Origin of the sequence: Niastella koreensis GR20-10, assembly GCF_000246855.1 — a bacterium.
Lineage (GTDB): Bacteria > Bacteroidota > Bacteroidia > Chitinophagales > Chitinophagaceae > Niastella > Niastella koreensis.
On record NC_016609.1, the window covers coordinates 2566358 to 2588308 of the forward strand.

22 protein-coding genes are annotated in these 21951 nt (G+C 45.2%); 10 read left to right on the plus strand and 12 right to left on the minus strand.

What is annotated here, in order from left to right; genetic code table 11:
- Window positions 1-46: 46 nt before the first annotated feature.
- The 5 genes from NIAKO_RS10425 to NIAKO_RS10445 all read right to left on the minus strand — a co-directional run bounded on the left by NIAKO_RS10425 (window position 47) and on the right by NIAKO_RS10445 (window position 3554).
- Window positions 47-799, minus strand: coding sequence for an OmpA/MotB family protein (locus tag NIAKO_RS10425; RefSeq protein WP_014218383.1), 753 nt, complete (start codon window positions 797-799; stop codon window positions 47-49).
- Window positions 800-845: 46 nt separating this feature from the next.
- Window positions 846-1391 (minus strand): type 2 periplasmic-binding domain-containing protein, encoded by a 546-nt coding sequence (locus NIAKO_RS10430; RefSeq protein WP_014218384.1) that lies wholly within the window; start codon window positions 1389-1391, stop codon window positions 846-848.
- Window positions 1388-2233, minus strand: a complete 846-nt coding sequence (locus NIAKO_RS10435) for a hypothetical protein (protein WP_014218385.1) — start codon at window positions 2231-2233, stop codon at window positions 1388-1390. The genes NIAKO_RS10430 and NIAKO_RS10435 overlap by 4 nt, the downstream gene beginning before the upstream one ends.
- 65 nt (window positions 2234-2298) lie before the next feature.
- Window positions 2299-2889, minus strand: a complete 591-nt coding sequence (locus NIAKO_RS10440) for a hypothetical protein (protein WP_014218386.1) — start codon at window positions 2887-2889, stop codon at window positions 2299-2301.
- Window positions 2890-2900: 11 nt separating this feature from the next.
- On the minus strand, window positions 2901-3554 hold the full coding sequence (locus NIAKO_RS10445) for a DUF4136 domain-containing protein (protein WP_014218387.1): 654 nt from the start codon (window positions 3552-3554) through the stop codon (window positions 2901-2903).
- A gap of 154 nt (window positions 3555-3708) precedes the next feature.
- On the opposite strand from NIAKO_RS10445, the gene NIAKO_RS10450 reads away from it, so the two are divergent.
- Window positions 3709-4245 carry a sigma-70 family RNA polymerase sigma factor gene (locus tag NIAKO_RS10450; protein ID WP_041346600.1) on the plus strand — a complete coding sequence of 179 codons (537 nt, stop codon included), beginning with the start codon at window positions 3709-3711 and terminating at the stop codon, window positions 4243-4245.
- 26 nt (window positions 4246-4271) lie between these two features.
- Complete coding sequence (locus NIAKO_RS10455; RefSeq protein WP_107685530.1) at window positions 4272-5432, plus strand: BamA/TamA family outer membrane protein; 1161 nt, start codon at window positions 4272-4274, stop codon at window positions 5430-5432.
- Between the two features lie 71 nt (window positions 5433-5503).
- Here the strand turns inward: NIAKO_RS10455 and NIAKO_RS10460 are convergent, their stop codons facing one another.
- The 7 genes from NIAKO_RS10460 to NIAKO_RS10490 all read right to left on the minus strand — a co-directional run bounded on the left by NIAKO_RS10460 (window position 5504) and on the right by NIAKO_RS10490 (window position 13566).
- Entirely contained in the window at window positions 5504-5941 is a 438-nt protein-coding gene (locus NIAKO_RS10460; RefSeq protein ID WP_014218390.1) for a helix-turn-helix domain-containing protein, read from the minus strand.
- A gap of 229 nt (window positions 5942-6170) precedes the next feature.
- Window positions 6171-7304 carry an OprO/OprP family phosphate-selective porin gene (locus NIAKO_RS10465; RefSeq protein ID WP_165761232.1) on the minus strand — a complete coding sequence of 378 codons (1134 nt, stop codon included), beginning with the start codon at window positions 7302-7304 and terminating at the stop codon, window positions 6171-6173.
- Between the two features lie 142 nt (window positions 7305-7446).
- Window positions 7447-8514 (minus strand): type II asparaginase, encoded by a 1068-nt coding sequence (locus NIAKO_RS10470; RefSeq protein ID WP_014218392.1) that lies wholly within the window; start codon window positions 8512-8514, stop codon window positions 7447-7449.
- Window positions 8515-8621: 107 nt separating this feature from the next.
- A complete protein-coding gene (locus NIAKO_RS10475; RefSeq protein ID WP_014218393.1) occupies window positions 8622-10076 on the minus strand; it encodes an aspartate ammonia-lyase in 1455 nt (484 codons plus the stop codon).
- A gap of 107 nt (window positions 10077-10183) precedes the next feature.
- Window positions 10184-10858 (minus strand): outer membrane beta-barrel protein, encoded by a 675-nt coding sequence (locus tag NIAKO_RS10480; RefSeq protein WP_014218394.1) that lies wholly within the window; start codon window positions 10856-10858, stop codon window positions 10184-10186.
- A 21-nt stretch (window positions 10859-10879) separates the two neighbouring features.
- Window positions 10880-12007 (minus strand): hypothetical protein, encoded by a 1128-nt coding sequence (locus tag NIAKO_RS10485; RefSeq protein WP_014218395.1) that lies wholly within the window; start codon window positions 12005-12007, stop codon window positions 10880-10882.
- A 488-nt stretch (window positions 12008-12495) separates the two neighbouring features.
- Window positions 12496-13566 carry a DUF481 domain-containing protein gene (locus NIAKO_RS10490; protein ID WP_014218396.1) on the minus strand — a complete coding sequence of 357 codons (1071 nt, stop codon included), beginning with the start codon at window positions 13564-13566 and terminating at the stop codon, window positions 12496-12498.
- A gap of 220 nt (window positions 13567-13786) precedes the next feature.
- Here NIAKO_RS10490 and NIAKO_RS10495 point away from each other — a divergent pair, with 220 nt between their 5' ends.
- From NIAKO_RS10495 to NIAKO_RS10530, 8 genes are all read left to right on the plus strand, one after another.
- Entirely contained in the window at window positions 13787-15010 is a 1224-nt protein-coding gene (locus NIAKO_RS10495; protein WP_014218397.1) for a DcaP family trimeric outer membrane transporter, read from the plus strand.
- 34 nt (window positions 15011-15044) lie between these two features.
- Window positions 15045-16070 carry a glutaminase A gene (gene glsA / locus NIAKO_RS10500; RefSeq protein ID WP_014218398.1) on the plus strand — a complete coding sequence of 342 codons (1026 nt, stop codon included), beginning with the start codon at window positions 15045-15047 and terminating at the stop codon, window positions 16068-16070.
- Between the two features lie 26 nt (window positions 16071-16096).
- A complete protein-coding gene (locus NIAKO_RS10505) occupies window positions 16097-17434 on the plus strand; it encodes a hypothetical protein (protein WP_014218399.1) in 1338 nt (445 codons plus the stop codon).
- Between the two features lies 1 nt (window position 17435).
- A complete protein-coding gene (locus NIAKO_RS10510; RefSeq protein WP_207622361.1) occupies window positions 17436-18497 on the plus strand; it encodes an amidohydrolase family protein in 1062 nt (353 codons plus the stop codon).
- Between the two features lie 282 nt (window positions 18498-18779).
- Window positions 18780-19610: a hypothetical protein gene (locus NIAKO_RS36605; protein ID WP_014218402.1), complete on the plus strand. Its 831-nt coding sequence runs from the start codon at window positions 18780-18782 to the stop codon at window positions 19608-19610.
- Window positions 19611-19747: 137 nt separating this feature from the next.
- Window positions 19748-20626 carry an OmpA/MotB family protein gene (locus NIAKO_RS10520; protein WP_014218403.1) on the plus strand — a complete coding sequence of 293 codons (879 nt, stop codon included), beginning with the start codon at window positions 19748-19750 and terminating at the stop codon, window positions 20624-20626.
- A 26-nt stretch (window positions 20627-20652) separates the two neighbouring features.
- Window positions 20653-21207: a DUF4136 domain-containing protein gene (locus NIAKO_RS10525; protein ID WP_014218404.1), complete on the plus strand. Its 555-nt coding sequence runs from the start codon at window positions 20653-20655 to the stop codon at window positions 21205-21207.
- Complete coding sequence (locus NIAKO_RS10530) at window positions 21204-21932, plus strand: outer membrane beta-barrel protein (RefSeq protein ID WP_014218405.1); 729 nt, start codon at window positions 21204-21206, stop codon at window positions 21930-21932. Before NIAKO_RS10525 ends, NIAKO_RS10530 begins: the two co-directional genes overlap by 4 nt.
- Window positions 21933-21951: the final 19 nt, after the last annotated feature.

Genomic DNA, 21951 nt, shown 5'->3' on the forward strand with positions numbered 1-21951 from the left:
ATTCAATCAGAAAACCAGGTTATCAGGTTACCATTTGATTATGTTTTTATTTGTCTACACTATCCCAGAGCTTATCCAGGTCGGGGTTGAGGATAATATCGGTGCGGCGGTTTTTTGACCGGCCTTCTTCCGTGGTGTTTTCAGCAACCGGGTTGTACATGCCTTTGCCGGCGGCTGTTAACCGCATGGGGTCCAGTTTGCCTTCATCCTTTAATACCCGTACTACCCCATTGGCCCGTTCGGTACTGAGCGTCCAGTTATCCATGCCGTTTTTGAATTTTTGATCATCGGTATTACCCAGTACAATTATTTTCAGGTTGGGATAGCCGCTCAACACGCCTGCCAGGTGATTGAGTGCATTTTTGCCTTCCGCGCCCAGTTTGGAGCTGCCGCTTTTATACAGCAGCTTGTCTTCCATTTCTACATGCACCAGTCCCTTGTTGAAATAAACCTCCACGCCTTTGTTTTTAAAATCTGCCAGCGCATCGTCTACCTTGTTCTGGATCTGGTGCATTACATCGGCCTGCTCTTTCAATACCGCGGTGGTCACGGCCAGCCGTTCCTGGAAGTGTTTGTTATCGGCCTTGGTTTGAGCCAGTTCATCCATGCATCCTTTATTACTTGCTGCGCAATTGCCCAGGTCGTTGTTCAGGGAACTCACTTTGCTTTTTAATGACCTGTTCTGTTCCGTTAGTTCCGCATTCTGCCCCTGTACCGCTTCCAGTTTTTTAGCGGTGCCGCAGCCTTCTATTATTAAGCCAGCCAATAGCAATACCGCTATCGATGCTTTCTTTGTCATACGATTTCATTTTTTTGCATGAAGAAATTGAACGCTGTTACAAATACTATTTAACCTTTACCAATTCTCCTGCCCCGTTATAAACCACTTTCTTTGTGTCTTTACCATTACTGGCTATAAACTCATAGTATTCCTTGCTGTTGTCGTAGTTGGTATTCTTGTAATAGGTTTTCGAACTTAATTTGTACCCAGGATATTGTTTGGATAGATTTTGTAAAGAGGCCTTGATGGCATCCGGAACATGTGTTACGGTTTCCTTGTATTTGGACATTACGAGTGTGCCATCGGCCTTGTACAGGCCATAATATTGAAAATCGGCTCTTTTAAACTTAAGGGTGTACATATCGATATCATTGTCACCCGGAATATTGTCATCTACAGTGATCTCCCACCCTTTTGCAGCTGCGTCGTGCGGGATCTTGTAATATGCAACAGATTTGGCATCGGGGAACCTCGCTTCCAGCGAATCGATGATCTGTTTGGGCGTAAGTTCTTTGGTGATCTTGGTTTTACCTGTAATTACCAGGTCGTCCTGGGCAATGGAAACCTGGAACATCATTGCCAGGGAAATGAACAATACATTTTTCTTCATACTGTTTGGTTTTTAAAGTTTGTGCAGGAAAAGTTGCTGGCCTGGTTGGTGATAACCTGGCAAATGCCATCCTGTACCTCAAACAAATTGGAGTCGGTAATGGTACAATCAAACACCCTGGACCATATTTGCCGGTAATACCGGCAGTCGATGATCTGGATATTTACCCGGCTTCTATTTTGCTGGTACTGGGCGCCTACACTGATGAGGTGGTTGAACCGGAGTGCCGTGCTCAGTTCCTTCAGGTCGCTATAGCTGTCGGCCATGCTTTTTGCCACCTGGTAACTGATAACGGAAATGGATTTTACCTGCGATAAAGCGGAACTTATCTGCTGGCACAGGTCATCGAGGAAGGTGCGGGTGGGTTCGTTCGCAGCGTGATAATTGAAAGGAAGAATAGCAAAGGTCAGTGGTTCGGTTTCGGCATGCGTTTTATTTACCTCGTACGATTTATTAAGCAGGCTTTCCTCGAGCCACTGTTGACGGTCCATAAAAACGGGCACATACTTTCCTTTCGGCATGCCAATGATAATTTCATCGTCCGCGCCCGGCACGTTGTAGTAATGATATAACGCCCTTCTGAGCCTGCCTGCATGAATGCGTACAATACAATTCTTTTGCGGGTTGAAGTTGACAGGCTTTTGTAATACTTTCAGTGCTATCGTATATTCCTTCAGGCAATTGGCATTGCCGGTAAGCGTTTCCTGTACTACGAACGTAAGAAAACGCTTCAGGATCTCTGAACTGCTGAAATCGGGATGCAGAAAGATCCGTTCCAGTTGTTGTTCTATGGCGCGGCTGTTTAACCAGGCAGGCGCAGCAGTTGGCATCGGGAAGTCCATGGTTTGGTTTGTTTTAGTGAATAAATAAAACCAGGGCCGGCCTTTTTTACAGTTTACAGGTTAGTTTACAGGCTGGAGAACACAAAGCCTACATTGATCGACAGAAATCCCTGGCCATCCAGTTTACTGGTATTAAAGCCCGGGTAATATTTTGCGCCCAACATGGCTTTCAACCCGGGCTCGATGGAAAACAGTACGCCGGCTTCGGGGCGAACGCAAAACTGCCAGGAATCGGTGGTGATGCGGTATAAACCAAAATCGGTTGACCGGCTTACAAACAGGGTGCCCACGCCAACGCCCACATACGGGTTGGTGACTTTTGTTTCGTGCATGGGATACCATTTTGATTCGGCCAGAATGGGCACTGCATTGGTATACCTGAAGGTTACTCCGGAAATGGAAGTGGTGCCATCTTTATAAGTTGCTTTATCGGCTTTTTCATAAAACACATTCCAGCCTGTTTCCAGTCCAACTGATACCCCTGGCTTGGCTGTTTTTAAAAATTCCAGGTTAATTCCCTGGTAGCTTGTTTTACTAATATAATCGTGCAGGTTACCCATAGGAAAACCGATGGGGTACGACATGATGAACGAGCTCTGGCTGTACAAGTTGATACCACATAAAAGCGTGATCGCCGACAGTAAAAAGTATTTCATAAAAAATAGTTCTAGTGTTTTAAGTATGGTGATTGTGTAAAGGCCTGGTCTATGCCGATCTGCGTACGGGCGGCAATGTTAGCGGTGCCGCCTTCTGCCAGTCCGTTTAAAATACATACCCATACCACCGGCGCATTATCTGCCGTCCATGGCTTTGACGTATTATCTATCATCTGCATAAATACAGAGCCTGACCTGTACCCGGTAACGTATGGCGGATAATAGCCGGGATAGTACCAGCCCCAGCCTGGATTATACCCCGGGTAATACCAGCCCCAATACCACCAGTCGTAGTAATAATAAATATTGGTGGTGGTCATGGTAGATGCCAGAATGGTTACATCCGGTTTACTGTTTTTGTCAACCAGCGTCCATCCATAACTGTTCATGTTCTGCTTTACCTGGTCGGTGATAATCTTGGCTGATGAAGCGGGCAGGAACGATGGTTCACCATTATGGTCAGGGTCGCTAATTACATCCCCCGTTATCTTTACTACACTGTCGGGAATGCTATATGTTTTCAATGATGTGAAATTAAAACCACTGGCGTATTTCGTATATACGAGGTCCAGTTCATCGGTGTATTCCGCTCCTTTCGGATAGCAGCCCCATAATAATGGCAGCAGCAGACACGCAACTAACAGAAAGCGTAAACTCGTTGTCATAATGTTTTTTTTGGTGTTTATTTTATATTTTATGACACATCAGAAAACCAAAAAGGTGCAAAAAGAATTATTCACTCGGCACAGATTTATAAAACCGATCATCGTTGTAGACTTGTGCGTAGGTAGCCCCTCACATAATTTCTAATTTCGTATCATGATGATCCGGAATTTCAATGACGAAGCAGTTTTTGAGGTGTTGTATAAAAAGTACTGGGACCTCTTATTGTGTTTTGCAAGAAAATACATCAATGACCGGCAAACCTGTAAAGAAGTGGTGCAGGACCTGTTTGTAACGCTGCATGGAAAAAGAGATCAGTTGACAATCAATGTTTCGTTGTCGTCGTATTTATACCGGTCGTTACGGAACAAGATCATCAATCACCTGCGGGATGAATCGGTGTACAAAAAGCATGTTGCCCTGGCGAGTAAGAAATACAGTATCGTTTCTGTTGGCAACGATGCCGAAAATTGGATGGATGTGCTTGACCTGGAAAAGGAGATCGGTTGTTGTTTAAATTCAATGCCTGATAAGTACCGGGATGTTTATGTGCTCACCATGCAAAAAGCCAATACCGTTAAAATGACCGCTGCCATGCTGAATCGTTCTGTGCCTACTGTAGAGCGCCAGTTAAGAGTTGCCATTCGCCTGATGCAGGAATATTTGAACAGATACAAAGTAAACCTTCAGTAATTTACTTTATGCCATCAGCATTGCATATGACAAAGATCAAATCCGGCTTAATTCTGCTACTGTTTATGCAATGGTGTCAACCTGTAAGGGCGCAACCGGTAAAACAAAAATTTTCTATAAAGGATTCATCAGATCATGCGTTCGACTTTAGCGACTGGATCATCAATGCCAATGGTTTCGTTCCTATACCTTATATTATTACAGAACCTGCATTAGGCGGTTTTGGCGGCGCCCTGTTGCCTGTGTTTATTAAGAAAAATCCCCCTTATTACGATTCAGTGAAGGGTAAATTAAAAATAACTCCGGTGGCGCCCAATATCACGGGTGGTATCGGTGTTTACACCTTAAATGATACGTGGGTACTGGCGGCATTCAGATCGGGCACTTTAGTTAAGCAAAGAATCAAATACACCGTTGGCGCCGCGTATGCCGATGTAAATATGTCGTTCTACAAAACTTTTGAGCAATTTGGCGAGAAGAAACTGGCCTTCAATATAAAGGCATTGCCGGTTTTATTACAGGCATCAAAGCGAATATCAAAATCAAACTGGTATGCAGGATTTAAATACCTGTTCTTGAAAGCCGATACAAAATATGTGGGTGATACCTCGGTGTTAAATCTGGCAAAGTCGATGGAGCTGTCGAAGATAATCAGCCAGATGGGGTTATTGGTGGAGTTGGATAACCGGGATAACATCTTTACGCCCTTTAAAGGAATGAAAGTACATACTGATGTAAACAGGGCCGATAAGTTTTTGGGCAGTGATTATGAATTCTGGCGCATCAATTATTATATGTACGCCTATCAAATGATCATTCCTTCCATTACTGCCGGCTTCCGGTTGGATGGGCAGCAATCATTTGGTGAGCCGCCATTTTATATGTTGCCCTATGTAGATATGCGCGGCATACCTATTTACCGTTACCAGGGCAATGCCGACATCTTATCGGAGCTGGAGTTTCGCTGGGATTTTACAAGAAGATGGAGCGCCATGCTGTTTGGGGGCGCGGGGAAAGCATTTGATGAATGGAGTGAGTTTGGTAATACCAACTGGATAACAAGTTACGGTACCGGGTTCAGGTATTTGCTGGCGCGTAAGTTCAAATTAAGGGTGGGCGTTGATGTGGCGCACGGGCCCGATACCTGGGCTTATTATATTGTGTTTGGCAGCAATTGGAGTAAATAAAAAACAAGAGAAGTGGCCTTTATGGCCACCCCTCTTTCACCCATACTGATAGCACAGAATTGACAGCACGTTTAGGGTTTTATTCCCAGTCGTACACTTTTTGTATACCGGGAAGGGGTTAACCCTGTAAATTTTTTAAATGCACTGGTTAAAGTATTCCGGTTTTGAAAACCACAAATCAATGCGAGGCCTTTCATGTTCAAATCGTTTGCCAGGCCTTCCTGGATCAGGCTTTCACAATACTCTATCCGGAACTGGTTCAGGTAATCAGTAAAACGTAAACGTTTTTCCTGGTTTAAATAAGCCGACAACAGGTACGCCTGCACCTGGATATCATCGGCCAGGCTTTTGATAGTATACCTGTAACGCAAATACGGCTTTTGGGAGAACATAAACTGTTTCAACCTTTCTGAAATGTCACTTACCTTTTCAGGACTCAAAACATGCGCATTGAAGCTTGAGGTCCTTTTGTCGGTCTCTGGTGCGAAGGTTAGGTTTTGGTGTCGCATACTAGTAAGATTTAATGTGATTGGTTACGCTTGTGTACGTGCAGCAGAAGAACTAAGCTTTCGTGTGGGAATACGAAATAATGTTGTGCGGGAATACGAAGTAAAAAGTATGCTGGTGTTTGTAATACAATTTACCATCTCTAACCAACACAACCTAATTTACATTGGCGGATTTGAGAAGTTTGGGCAACCTATTTTTTTTTTGTGCAGAATTGCCGTTCACGATCGATTACATAAGTGTGAACTGTATTCTGCTTTGAAAGAACTGTACGGGGCCCTTTATATTAAAGCGATCGAGTACCCCATAGCCATAAACAAATTCCATTCTGAAGACCTTGGTAACATACCAGTTGATCATGGGCGTAATACGCCAGAACTTACCTCCTGCAATTGACCGGTCGTTCAGATCGAGCATGGAATAATGTACAACGGCTTCCCATTCACCCCAGCCTCCTTTGAACACTGATTTTTTTACCGGCACAAAGCCGAGGATGTTTCCATTGGTTGAATAAGGCCGAACTGCGCCGGTAAAGAGCCATGTAACTACCACATTGCCACCATAGAACCGGTGGTTCTCGGCATTGTCCGCATAAAAATTATGCATCATTACTTCAGATCCTATCAAAAAGCCTTTGTTACTGTAATACACTTCGGCCCCAATGTGGCTTGAGTGGTCGGCTGTAAAGGCGCCGGTGTTAATGATCTGCGGGGTGGGATTCGATTCCGGTCTCGACTTCAGCGTGATCTTTCCATCAACCGGTTTTCCATAACGCAGGTTAACACCCACATGCAATACTTCATTTGTTTTTTGAAAATAGATGGGTAACCAGCCAACCCGGGCATCATATTGCCAGGCATACGTAGAAAAACCCTGGCCTTTGGAAAGGATATCGTTATAAGCGCCGAGGTTCCAGAATACCCTGGGCTTTGGCAAATATCCAAAGTACTTGATGCCATCGGCCAGAATAGGAATTACATCCAATGCCATCTGGCGTTCTGCGGTCCAGGGAGAGTGCCCGTTCATAACCTTTACCATAGAGTAACCTTCTTTGGTGCGCCCGATAAAAATATGCCCGGCCAGTTCCGGTACACCAATGGTAAGCCCCGACTCCCGCACCAGCCATTTTTCATTATCGCCATCCCACATATAGGCAAACTTAAATGCCAGGTATCGTTTGGTTTTAAATACACCGCTGCCCAACACTCTAAAGTCTCTCAGTTTAAAATCGGGTTTCAGGTTATAGTGCAGGGAATCCATTTGTTGTTTGAATTTTTCACTCTCACTATAGGCCACAAAATCATGAATATAACCGAGGCCAATTTTAAAGGTGGCTATAGGTCCTACGAATTCATTGGGTTTCATGTTTTTCCCGGTGTCAGCGGGATTAAAAGTTAAACCATCCGTACCGTTAGGAAGAAGCTTTGTAGTATCCTGCGACCGGGTAAAAAGTGGGAGGATGCCTATAAGCAAGCTAAGTAACACCCTCCCTGTTGCGCTTCCCGTGTTAATATTCATAAAATATCTTTTGCAGGTCGGCATTGCTTCTTTGTTTCAGCAATGCCACCATCAGCAGGATCCTTGATTTTTGCGGGTTGTGGTCATAAGAAGCCACAAACCCCATCTTATCATCATCCACTTCTACATTGCGGCCTACGTTGCCGGTAACCACGCGGCTGCTTCTTACTATCACCACACCTTTTTTAGCGGCTCTTTCGCAGGCTTCCAGTCCGGCCTTGTTCATATTGCCATTGCCAACACCGGCAATCACAATTCCTTTGGCGCCGTGTTCAACAGAAGCATCTACGAGGTCGGCGGGCATATCCGCATCGGCATAAATAATATCCACGCGCGGAAGTTTGGTTACATTGTCTACAGAGAATTCGCTTTGGCTGCCGTATTTGTTAAATGGGAAACGATAAAACTCATTTGTACCATAATTGCTGATGCCGATAAGGCCATTCAATGGCGACATAAATGTTTGCACAGCGGTAGTGCTTACTTTGGTGAGGCTTTGTGCAGAATGGATCCAGTCGTTCATTACCAGTAACACCCCGCGTTTTTTGGCATTGGGGTCTGCTGCAACGGCCACTGCATTGTACAAATTAAGCGGACCATCGGCACTAACGGCGGTAGAAGGCCGCATGGAGCCTACCAATACAATAGGCAGATCTGTTTTACAAACCAGGTTCAGGAAATAAGCGGTTTCTTCCATGGTATCGGTACCATGGGTAATCACAATACCATCCAGACCGCCCTGTTGGGTTAACTCAGCAATTCTTTTTGCCAGCTTCAGCATGATCTCGAACGACATATCCTGTGAACCCACATTGGAGATCTGCTCCCCTTTTATATTGGCCAGTTTGGTAATATCGGGTACTGCATTTACCATGGCGTCGATGGTTACCTGGCCCGAAGTATAGCCCGATTGTACCCCGGTGCTTGCTGCGCCTGCAATGGTACCACCTGTTGCCAGGATTACTACATTCGCTTTTTTCTGAGCGAAACTGTTAAGGCTTACCAACACCAACACAACGGTAAGCTTACTCCACAAAGCTGTTATAAGGGTTTTCATTGTCAATCATATTTTAGTTTGGTAATGTTTTTGCCATCTGCTGTATATCATCTGCCGCGCCGAGGTGTATTGCTTAAAGCTTACAGCTTATAGCTTGCAGCTGCTTTCTACTGCCCTTCACCAGTTAACGTAACCGGATCAAGCAGCTTCTTTATCTGGTCTTCCGTCAACAATTTCTTTTCCCTGATCAACTCCAAAATGCCTTTACCCGATTTAAGGGCTTCTTTAGCCAGCTCGGTTGTTTTCTCATACCCAAGCACCGGGTTCAGGGCAGTTACTATGCCCACGCTTTGGGTAATGTATTTGTCCAGGATATTCTTATTAGCTGTTATGCCATCGATGCAATTCTTTCTGAACAGCGGCAGGGTTTTAAACAACAGGCCCTGCGACTCCATAATGGCAACGGCCTCTACGGGTTCATAAGCGTTTAATTGCAGCAGTCCGGAGTGTGCGGCCACGGAAACAGTAACATCATTGCCCATCACTTTAAAACACACTTCATTCATTACTTCGGGCATTACCGGGTTTACCTTGCCGGGCATAATGGAGGAGCCGGGTTGCAGGGCCGGCAGGTTTATTTCAAAAATACCGGTGCGGGGGCCTGAGGCCAGGAAGATAAGATCGCTGCTGATCTTTGATAATGCAATGGCAAAACTTTTCAGCGCTGCAGAATAGATCACAAATGCCTGCTGGCTGCTGGTAGCGGCTATCAGGTCACTGCTTTTTACAATCGGTTTGCCGGTTATTTTAGCCAGTTCTGCGGCCACTTTATCTGCATAACCAGGTGTAGCGGTAATGCCGGTACCAATAGCGGTAGCGCCCATGTTCTGTTCACATAAATAAGTTTCTGATTTGCGAAGTGCGGCAATCTCGGCATCGAGCTGGTTGCCGAATGCATGAAACTCCTGTCCCAGGGTCATAGGCACGGCGTCCTGCCCTTCGGTACGGCCCATTTTTACCATGCCTTTGAATTCATCGCCTTTTTTATGGAATGACTTAGCCAGTGCATCGGCTTCACTTACTAATTTATCGTTGTGTAATAACAGCGCTATCTTGATGGCGGTTGGATAGGAATCGTTGGTGGATTGCCCCATGTTCAGATCATCATGGGGTTCTATGGAGTGATAATCGCCTTTTTGCTTACCGCTTAACTCCAGCGCAATATTGGCCAGTACTTCGTTTACGTTCATATTGGCCGAAGTGCCGGCGCCGCCCTGGTACATATCAACCAAAAACTGATCGCGGTATTTGCCATCTATTACGGCCTGACAGGCTTTTTCAATAGCGGCCAGTTTCTCAGGTTTCATATTGCCCACCTGGGTATTGGCCCTTGCCGCGGCCAGTTTTACCATGGCAAATGCTTTTACATAATCCGGATAAAAAGAAGTTGGAACACCGCTTATGGTGAAGTTCTCCAACGCGCGTGCTGTTTGCACCCCATAATAGGCTTTGGCATCTATTTGCTTTTCACCTAACAGGTCTTTTTCGGTGCGCGTTTGCTGGGCTGATAGTGACTGTTGTATAAGCAGCGTTACTACAGTGGAGGAAAATATTCGTTTCATTGTAATGGTTGTTTTGGCGGTGTTTTAAAGTTACCCTTTGCCTGCTGATTATCAATTGCTTTTGACCTGTTCACAGTTAAATGCAACCGGCTTTACAGTTAAGCCCATCAGGGATGTCTGGTTGGTTTAGGATCGGGATGGCCGAACCTGAAAAATACGCTGCCGCCTAACACAAACTGGGTCATACTGCTATAGGTGGTTACACCAACGCCGGCGCCGCCCGTACCAAAATAAAGGCCGCCACCTGCTGCCTGAGTAGCGCTTTGTAATTGCGCCTGAAACCTGAACCCCAGGTGATCACTTACCAAAACGTCGGTACCTAAACGAAATCCCCAGGCGAATTTGGTAGCGCTTTGCTTATTACCATTATCCGGGTTGCTACCGTCTATGATGGCCACTCCCAACATCAGGCCTGCAAAGGGCTCCAGGCTTCTTTTTTCGGTAAGGTATCGCGTAGCTCCGGCCATGAGCCAGTTAATGCCCAGGTCAACATTGCCATCTTTGTCGCCAACCGAGGTGAGATCGTAATAGTGAATAGTAGCATGTGTATTCTGACGCTGATACAATAACTCCAGCCCGTATTCATCATGTACTTTAAATTCAAGCCCGATGCCCCACATACCGCCGCCCACGATGGTGCCGTTAAAATAATTGGTAGAACTGTAGTAGGATTCAACCTTGTCATCGAACACATAATTTCCATACGCGTTTATTCTTGTTTCCTGTGAACGGGCTGCTACTGCAACTGAACTGGCAAAAAGCAACAACACATATTTTCTCATACCTGAATTTTTAAATGGTTATTAAAAGCCAAACCGGTATTGTAAGCCGCCAATGAATTGTTTTCTACTACTGAGAAAACCATATTCTGCCCGGATCTGCAAATGTTTATTGATCTGATATTGCCCACCAATAAGGAAATTCCATTGGTCTTTTGGGCGTTTGTCAAGAGAGTATTGTACAGTAGAATTGCCCACTGTGTTAACCGCCTCTGACGCGCCTTCCAGCAACTGACCTGCTTTTGCCAGGGCTGCATTGGCGGTGTTGTATTTGGCAATGTTCCCCGGGTTTTGCTGATCGCGGGGGGAAAGACTGCTCCACCAGGCATTTACCTGTTGCTGGCCATTGGCTACCTTAATATAACCGCTGTCTATTTTTTGCTGCCACTGTCCGGTAGGAAACAGGTCTCCTATGCTTAACGAGCCGCTGGTACCGCTGTTCATATGTACCCTGAACCCGCCTGCCCAAAGGGCCAGGCTCTGCTCATTTTTGAACTTTACATTTTTTCCTATGCGGGGGCCAAAAATAAAAATGTAAGCAGGTTTATCCAGTTCTTTAATATCCGACCAGGTGAAATTCATATCAAGGGCCATAAAAAAACCGCCTATGCCAAATGTTGGCGTTAACCCAAACCCCGCTGTGGTAGCATCAAAATCAGCTTTTGTATTGATGTTGCCTATTTTTTTCCAGCTGTTGCTGCTGTCGGGGATCCAAAGACCGGCATTGATCGCCGTGGTGTTTTTTGATTTTGCCAGAATACCATAAACATTCAAAAAAGGAAATACCCAGAAATCGGGCCTGATGTTGGCGCCATTGGTAGTAGCGGTAGCTTTATCGAACCGGATAATATCATCGCAATTACGCATGGGGCCATGGTTGAACCCCACTTGTAGGTTGTCGATTATAATATCCGATTGCTGCCAGATATATTGAACGCTCATCCCTACCGGAAAAGGCAGATCGAACCCTTTATTGATCACTTTTTGTCCCCAAATGGGCAGCATGTATGGATAGGTTACATGCTTCAAACTGTCGGCCAGTGATACATTTTTCGGTTTTTGTCCTACTATTTTGTCGGCGGTATATTGTGCGATTGAGTTCCCATGCAGGAAGAAAAGAAATACAGCCATTAAAAAACAGGTAGTACGCATATTGCACAATTAGTATGACCACTAATTTACCGATGGTTTATGCAACAACTAATAATGTAACCGTTCAGTTTAACCGTAAAACGAAAAGCAGCTTTAAGCTGTAAGCTTCAGGCTAAAAGCGAATACAAGGCTTAAAGCCAAAAGGTAAAAGCTCAAAGCAAATACAAGGTTGCCGCGCAGCGGTGTATTGCTTTTGGCTTTAGGCTTATAGCTTTAAGCTGTAAGCTTCAGGCTAAAAGCGAATACAAGGCTTAAAGCCAAAAGGTAAAAGCTCAAAGCAAATACAAGGTTGCCGCGCAGCGGTGTATTGCTTTTGGCTTTAGGCTTATAGCTTTAAGCTGTAAGCTTCAGGCTAAAAGCGAATACAAGGCTTAAAGCCAAAAGGTAAAAGCTCAAAGCAAATACAAGGTTGCCGCGCAGCGGTGTATTGCTTTTGGCTTTAGGCTTATAGCTTTAAGCTGTATTCCTGTCTGCCGTTTGCCGATTCGTTAAAATATGTATGAAATCCCGAAGACTGTTCCGAAGTCGAATTTGCGGCTTTCTTCATTGGGTGGCTGGTTGTCGAAGTTGGAATATACGGAGGCGGTAAGGTTGAGGTCTTTGATGATCTTGTAACTGAGTGTAGTAGTGGCATCGTTACGGATGCGGTCTTTTTGCGAAAGGCTGTAATAAAAAGCTTCTGTTATGGTGAAAGTTATTTCCGGTTTTGTATACTTGAAAAAATTAAATTCCAGTTGTCCGAATAATTCGGCCAGTGTGCCGGTGACAGTATTTTCCGTATTTTTTTCCTGGTTCAGCACCATGCCCATTCTTGTCCACGCATAGATGTTTTTGTTAGTAATGAATTTATTACCACCCCCTACTCCCTCCTGGTAGCGCCGGAGCAGGCCCAGCTCCAGGTTTCGCTGGTATTTAAGTAACAGGGTGCCAAACCAGGTGGTGTTGAAATAGTAATTATTTTTTATACTCATGTCTTCCCGGTCGCGGCTGAACGTAGAATCTGTGAGCGTATAAATACCGGAAGCAGCAAGGGTGAGTTCCAGGTTTTTGGTATTATAACTTATTTTACTGTCATAGTTAATTCTGCCTATTCCGCTGGACCGGGTGAAGTCTAAACCGGCAGAAGCCTGGCCGGAAAAACGTTGAAAGAAAGCGTTCTTCACCGGGTACAATACAGAAATATTTTCAATGGCATGGGCGGTAGTGTCAATTTCTGACATAAACGTAGCATACCCATTGCTGTCACTGGTGGTTATTTTCCCAAAATAAACGATGTGCGAAGTGCTTTCCACCCGGTATAGCCGGTATTGTGCGGCCATGGTGCGTAATTTTTTTAATTGTACGGTAATATCATTGGCGTCATCGGGGTCGAAGGTCATCACTCCCAGTTTTATTTTTTTTATTTTCCCAATCACCATGGTCCCGTTCTTAAAATAGATAGTATCCCTTGGTTGTTGCGCAGCAAGCCAGGCGGCAGCGAGTATCAGCAGAAGCAACAGCGCGTATTTCATTTTCGCATGTTGTAATAAATGAATGTAGTCAATTAAAAATGCGGTCATTCATTTTACGGTTAAACACGTGCGAAATTTAATAACCAATGCAAAACCGTATAACTTTAGCGTAGTAAAGCGTTCGCCTGATCCGGATCAACCTTCTTCAGAATACATTATGCGCATAAGAGTATTCATGTAATCCATTCCGATGCCTTCCTGAAAAATCCCAGCTCCTGTCCTGCCAGGGATACGGAACACAACCCTTACTATTTTAAAATATTTGTTTATGAAGCATTGCTGTTTATTGGTCCCTGCTTTACTTTTTTCTTCGTTGTATTGTATGGCGCAACAAAGCGATAAGTTTGATAGCACCAGGGTGAAGGCGCTGGAAATTTATGGGTTTGTAATGACCGATGCAGGCTACAATTTCGACCAGATAAATCCCAACTGGTTCGATGCCATGCGCATTACCAAATTGCCTTCATATAAAGATCAGTTCGCGCCTGATGGAAAAGTGTTTTTTGGCATTCGCCAAAGCCGGTTTGGTGTTAAAGGCTATACCTCAACACCGCTTGGGGAATTGAAAACGGTGTTTGAATTTGATCTGTTCGGGACGGGCGCCGATGAAGGACAAACCACCATGCGGCTTCGGCACATCTATGCCGAACTGGGCCGGTTTGCCATTGGGCAAACCAATTCACCGTTTATGGATGGCGATGTTTGGCCCAATACGATAGAATACTGGGGGCCGTCGGGGATGGTGTTCTACCGGAATATCCAGATCCGCTATGCGATCATGCAGGGCAAGAATCAAATATATGTTGCGTTGGAACGGCCAGGCGCCAGCGCCGACCAGGGCACCTTCGACAGCCGGAATGAGCTGGACAGTGTGCGTGGCCATTTGATCCTGCCCGATTTGTCGGCGCACTACAGGCGAAGTGGCGACTGGGGGCACATTCAAATTGCGGGAATGCTGCGCGACCTGCGCTGGAAAGACGTGCACACCACAGGTGGTTATAACGTCAGCGACAATGTCCTGGGTTGGGGCGCTCACTTCAGCACCGTGCTTAATCTCAGCTCTAACGATGTATTCAGAGGGTCATTTGTATATGGCCATGGCATAGAGAACTACATGCAGGATGCACCAGTTGATGTGGGTGTGAAAGAACAACCCGGCAATACAACAGAGCCATTTACCGGTGAAGCATTGCCCGTAACCGGGATCCATGCTTACCTCGATCATAACTGGAGCCCAAAACTGAGCACCTCTATCGGGTATTCAAGTGTACATATTGAAAATACAGATGCCGCGGCGCCCAACGCCTACAGAATGGGCCAGTATGCCAGTGTGAATTTAGTAAGTACCCCTTTCACCAATTCTATGGCAGCTATTGAATTTCAATGGGGCCGGCGTTCCAACTTCACCGATGATTTTCACTCAGATTGTTTCAAGATCCAGTTAGCGTTCAAATATAATTTCTCCCAGATCTTTTACCGGAACAAAGAATAATCTCTATCTATCATCAGTATTAAAAAGAGCCATTATGAAGCAGCTATGTTTTAGGAAACAGACAGTCCTCGCATTTATGTTTGCTGTGGTTTGCACTACTACCAGTTTAGGACAGTTAACCCTGCCGCCCGCAGAGATTGAAAAGGCATTAGATGAAGCTTACAATAAATTCAAAGATCTCAAGGAAGGCAAAAATGCCGATTATATAAAAGAGCTGGCCAATGTAGATCCGAACATTTTTGGCATTGCGCTGATAACCATCGATGGAAAGGTGTATACCAAAGGCGATATCAACTCTATGGTGTCTATACAAAGTGTATCAAAAGTGTTCACTATGGCAAAAGTGATTGAAGAACAGGGCGCAAAGGCTATTGAAGACAAGATCGGTGTGGATGCTACCGGCATGCGGTTCAACAGTATTGTTGCCATTGAAATGCAAAAGGGCAAAGAGATCAATCCGCTGGTGAACCCCGGCGCTATTGCCGCTTCCAGTATGATCAGTGGCGCCGACTCGGCCGCCAAATGGAAAAGCATTCTGCAGGTGCAAAGTGATTTTGCCGGCCGGCCGCTTTCATTGAACTGGCCGGTATATGTAAGCGAAGCCGGTGATAATTTACGCAACCAGGCCATTGCCCACCTGCTGCTCGCTTACGGCCGCATGTATTTCGATCCTGTACAATCAACAGATATTTATACCAAACAATGCGCCATCAACGTAAATGCGAAAGACCTGGCCACTATGGCTGCCACCCTGGCTAACGGTGGCGTAAATCCCATAACAAAGAAAAAGGTAGTGTCGGCTGAAACGGTGATGCATACGCTGCCGGTGATGTCTACCGCCGGTTTATACGACAATACCGGCATCTGGTTGTATCATACGGGGCTGCCGGCCAAAAGTGGTGTGGGCGGCGGTTTGCTGGCTGTTTGCCCGGGTAAATTCGGGATTGCCGTTGTTTCGCCTCCGTTGGATGAAGCCGGCAACAGTGTAAAAGCGCAACGGGTGATCAGTTATGTAGTGGATAAGCTGAAGGTTAACCCCTATCTCGTACAACCTAAATAAGCAACACATTTTATCAGGATATTCTTATGAAACAATATATACATCAAGCAAGGCTGGGCCTGATGCTGATAGCGGCGTTGTGTGCAAATGCCAACAGCAGGGCGCAGCTGGACCCATCGGTATATCAAAAAGATACCGCGAAGGTTGACCAGGTGGAAACTTATCCCAATGAGATGATAGCAGGCGAATTAACACCCGGCAAAGGGTTCGGCATTGTAAAAACAAAAGTGGCGAGTTTGAACATCGGGTTGTATTCAATAGTCCGCTATCTGAATCAGCTACCAGGTGAACATGACCAGGTTTGGCAGGACCATTTGGGCAGGGACAGGGACCTCACAGGCCGAAATGATTTTTACTGGCATCGTGTTATGATCTGGTTTACCGGTTTTGTTATGACACCAAAACTCACATACACCGCTACAGTATGGACCATCATGACCACGCAACAGACCCTGGTGTATGGTAACCTGCAATACCGGTTCAATAAATACTTCATTTTTGGCGCCGGTATTATGCCGAATATTTCCATCCGGTCTATGCAGGGACCATTTCCCTTTTATTTATCAACCGACCGTACCATGGGAGAAGAAAGCCTGCGGGCCGGTTTTACCAATGGTTTTTTTGTAAAGGGTGAAGTGTTGCCCAGGTTGAATTATGTTTTGATGCTGGGTGATAACCTGAGCATCCTGGGTATTGCTGCAGCCAAATTAACCCGCACCATGTCGAAGGGCGTGGGTTTGCTATGGTTGCCAACTACGGGGGAATATGGGCCGCGGGGCGGACTGGTTGATTTTGAACACCACGATAAAGTGGCCACCCGGTTCGGCGTTAACTATACCCATTGCCGGGATAACCGGTTCAACAATACCGGTCAGCCATCGCCCGATAATACACAGGTACGCATGACCGATGGTGTGCTGTTTTTTGAGACCGGCGCGCTGGCAGATGGTGTTACCGTAAACGAAGCCAATTATGATATGATAGCCACCGACCTGGGTATAAAGTATAAGGGCTTCAATGCACAGGTGGAATTGTATTACCGCTCACTTACCAAATTTGATGCAGATGGCCCGTTGCCGGTAAGTTCCCTGCGGGATAAAGGCTACAGCCTGCAATTATCACAAATGGTGATCCCCAAAAAACTATGTATCTACGGCATTCACTCCTATTTTTTTGATGCGTTTAAGCGGCACCCCTGGGAAGCTGGCGGTGGCGTTAACTTCTATCCCATGAAGTCGAGAAGCTGGCGGCTGAATGCCCAGGCGCACTATGTATATAAAAGCTCGGCCGGCGGCACCTTCGGGTTATATGCGGGCGGACAAACAGGCACTACTATTACAATAGGTACCGATATCTTATTATAACATGATGAAAATAATAACAGCGCTGATACTACTGGCGCCATTGGCAACCACGGCGCAAACCAACACCACCACCGATACTTCCTTGTTTTACGATTCGCACTTTCACTTAACCAATTATGTGCAGGAAGGGATCTCCGTTCAGCAGTTCCTGCAGGTGATGAAAGGAAAAGTGGGCCGCTCCACCCTGTTTGGCATTCCCCTGCAACAAGAATGGTCTTATGGCAATACGGGCGATTTTGCGCCCACCTATTACCTGGCCAGCGACGCGCCTTTGTATTATTACTCCTTTACCGATGCGTACATTGCCATGTCCTATCGCAGCCTTCCAAAAGAAGATCAGCAAAAGTTTGATCCTATGATCACCGGGTTCAACCCGGCTGATATGTATGCGGCAGACCATATCAAAAGGGTATTGAAATTATTTCCGGGGGTATTCTCCGGAATCGGCGAGTTTACCATTCATAAAGAATTTGTTTCTTCCAAAGTGGCAGGTGAGGTGGCTTCATTGACAAATCCTGCACTTGACCGCATCCTGGATTTCGCCGCGGAAGCGGGTTTGGTAGTATTAATGCATAGTGATATCAATATGCCTTATCCAAAACCCGGGCAGGAGCCTTATTTGCTGAAACAGATCCACAGCCTGTTTCAGCGTCATCCTAACACCACTATTATTTGGGCGCATTGTGGCCTGGGCCGGGTTGTGCAACCTGTACAGGACCAGCTTAAAATGCTGGATGTAGTATTAAGCGACCCTGCATTGAAACATGTACATATAGATATTTCCTGGGATGAGGTGGCCAAATACATCGTGTCAACCCCTGAAACGATAAAGGCAACGGCTGCCGTGATCAACAAATATCCCGACCGGTTCCTGATGGGTTCAGACGAAGTAGCCCCGGCCACCCAGGAGAAATATTTGAAAGTGTATTATATGTATGAACCATTGTTAAAGCAACTAACACCCGAAGCAAAGCAAAAACTGCTGAAGGGTAACTATTCCCGGCTTTTTGATAACGCCCGTCAAGAAGTTCGGAAATGGGAAGCGGCGCATGTCAATAATTAAAAAAATAATCATATAATTGTATGGCGAACTACATTAATACGTTTAAACCCCAATGGATAATTAGCTCAAAATTTGCCGGTTCAATAAATTCTTTTTATATTTTAGCATCCTATTTACCCGCAGTGCCCGTGCATTATTAAACTCTCTCTCCCTCCTTGTGAGAACAAAGGGCTTTGAAAGTCATTTCAAAATCATATCATCTATTTAAGCAAGCGTAACCTATTGTACACCTGGTTCACTATTGTAGTGTCTATACTTTTTTATTGACTAAAAAACCTGACTATGAACTTCCCGACTCCGTTCGTAGCTAACAAACTGTTTAGCTACGACTCCATTGCCGACCAATTGGATAGAATATTTGCGCATCCTGATTTCAGCAAGTCAGAGATCCTGAAAAAATTCCTGTCCTACATCGTTCATGAAACCCTCATTGGCAGTTCGCATTGTATAAAGGAATATACAATAGCGCTGCATGTTCTTGAAAAACCAGTTAGTTTTAATCCGCAGAAAGATTGTATTGTTCGCATTCATGCCGGCAGGCTTCGGCAGGCATTGACGCATTATTATTCCGGCATGGGTTTCAACGACCAGATCGTGATCGGTATTCCCAAAGGAAAGTATGTGCCGGTTTTTATGGACCGCCAGCAGTTTATTGATGAAAAGAAATTGCTTGCTTCGCCGCGGGAAAGGGAACCAACGGTTCCTGAACTTGAACCGGTGATCTTTGCCATTATGCCAATGATCTGCACTTCGGAAGGCAAACTGATAAAAGCCTTTAACGACAGCCTTTGTTTGCAGATGTGCACCACGCTGGCGCAACTGAACGAAGTATCTGTGATCGCTTACCAGGCCATTAAAAATCTTGCTACAAAGTACCTCGACCTCAAAGAACTGGGCGCCATGGTTGGCTTTAACCACATTATTACCGGCGGAACCCAATACGTAAAGAACAAGATCCGCATCAACATTCAGATCATAGACAGCCGCACTTACAAACAAATATGGTCGAGGATCTTTGAAAGTAAAGTAACTCCTACCAACCTTTTCGATATCCAGGACGAGATCTGTAAGCAAACCATCATTCAGGCACAAAGCCTGGTAAACGAATATTAGTTTATTCAATACGGTTATACACTCGCTGTTTTTTGGGCACGTTAAAGTAACATACGCTAAACCGTTAAACGGTTTGAAAATTCGATTTGCCCTGTAATTTTGTAATGAACACACCAACTACTTAAAACAAACGCTGTATGTACCTGACCAAAATTATTTATCTAACAATAGCCGCCTTCTTTTTTTTCGGTTGTGTTAGTAATAAAAAGTTCAATAAAATGAAGGAAGAGCAGCAGGGGAAATATGATGCTTTGTCCAAAACAAACCAGGACCTGAATGCTTCCCTTAAAAGCTGTAACGACAAAACCAATGAATTGACACAAGCCAATGCCAGCCTGCAAAATGATAATGATAATTTGAAAAAACAGGGGGAGCTGTTAAAGGAAAACAATACCACCATGTTAAAGCAGCTGGAAGGGCTTAATGTGCTCACTTCCACCCAGGCCGCCAGTATAAAAGAGTCGCTGCAAAACATTGGCGCCAAGGATATTTATATAATGGACCTGCAGAAGGAAATGGCCCGCAAGGATTCTTTGAACATGGCGCTGGTGATGAACCTGAAGGGCGCCATAGGTGACCTCGATGATAAAGACATCAATATAAAAGTAGATAAAGGTGTGGTTTTTATCGATATCTCAGACAAACTGCTTTTCACCAGCGGTAAATATGATATTCGTAAAGACGCGCAGGTGGTGCTGGGGAAAGTAGCTACGGTTTTAAAGGCCCAGCCAAACATCGAGTTTATGGTGGAAGGGCATACCGACAATGTAAAATTTAACAAACCACCTCTGGTAGACAACTGGGACCTGAGTGTGAAGCGGGCTACTGCAGTTGTTCGGGTGCTGCAAACTAAATATGGCCTTGATCCTACGCACATCACCGCCGCAGGCCGGAGCGAGTATGATCCGGTTGCCTCAAACGACACGCCGGAAGGCAAGGCTACCAACAGACGAACCCGCATAGTTATATTACCGGAGCTGGATCAATTTTTCAAGCTGCTGGAACCAAAAAAATAATTCTCCATTCTCAATAAAGCAAAGCCATGAAATACATTTTTATAGGTTTGGGGCTATGGTTTCTATTACAGGCAAACTACGGCTGCGCTCCCAGTGTAAATGTAAGTGCAGATTATGACCGCGCAGCCGATTTTTCCCAGCACAAAACTTTTACCATGACAGACATAGCTGCCAAAGGTGAAGTGAGTGAGCTGAATGCCACCCGGATTGCAAATGCCATAAAAGAAACGATGAAAGCCAAAGGATACCAGGAAGTGGGCGCCGATGCTGCCGATATGCTGGTAAACGCTATGACGGTATCAAAAACCAAAACTGCTGTAACCGCCAATACCGACTATTACGGCTATGGCGGCATTTACAGGCCGTATGGATATTGGGGCGGGGGAACAACCACATTCAGCTCCTATAAGTATACCGATGGCTCATTGATCATCGATGTGGTGAATAACAAAACCCAAAAGCTGCTGTGGCAGGGTATTGGCAATTCGGAGATCGATTCAAAACCAAAAGATCCCGACAAGTTCATTAAATATGCGGTAGAAAAGATCCTGAAACAATTTCCGCCAAAGCCAGGAAAGTGAGTTGGGTAAAAAAGATACCGGTACTGGCCCTATGCTTTTTCATAACGGTCACTTCTCATTCGCAGGTATTGATCTCAATTATCTTCGGTGACAAACTCAATACCGATAAAATGACCTTTGGATTAATGCTGGGCAGTGCGTGGAATAGTTTAACGGATTACAGCCAGGTGAATGCGCAGGCAAATTTCAACCTGGGGCTTTTCCTGACATTTAAATTAGAGCAACGGTTTTTTTTGCAATTCGATGCACTGGCGAAATATAAGCTGGGTGCTAAAGATATGCCTGTTTATCCACTGGGCGATGCAACAGTAGATTCCATTTATCAGCATGGAAGTTTAAAGCGAAGTATCTCGTACCTGGGGCTTAATACCAGTTTACAATACCGCATTTGGAAATACCTGAATGTAGAGGCCGGTCCGAATGTGACCTTACGCACAAAAGCGAAGGATATATTTCACGCCGCTCATGAACTGGGCGACCAGTTTTTTGAAAAAGATATGAAAGAAGCTACCACACTTTTCGATTTTGGTTTAACCACCGGCGTTTCCTGGCAGTTTACAAAAGGTAAAGGGTTGAAATTAGCGGCGCGTTATTATTGGGGGCTGGTTGACCTGTACCCAGCAGATGCCGGTACGAACGCAGGCAGGTCGTTGCAATTGAATTTATATATACAAATAGGCGGGAAAAAGCCAACAACAAACCGTAGTGATAGCAACTCGAAATGAGCGGGAGAAGATTAATTTC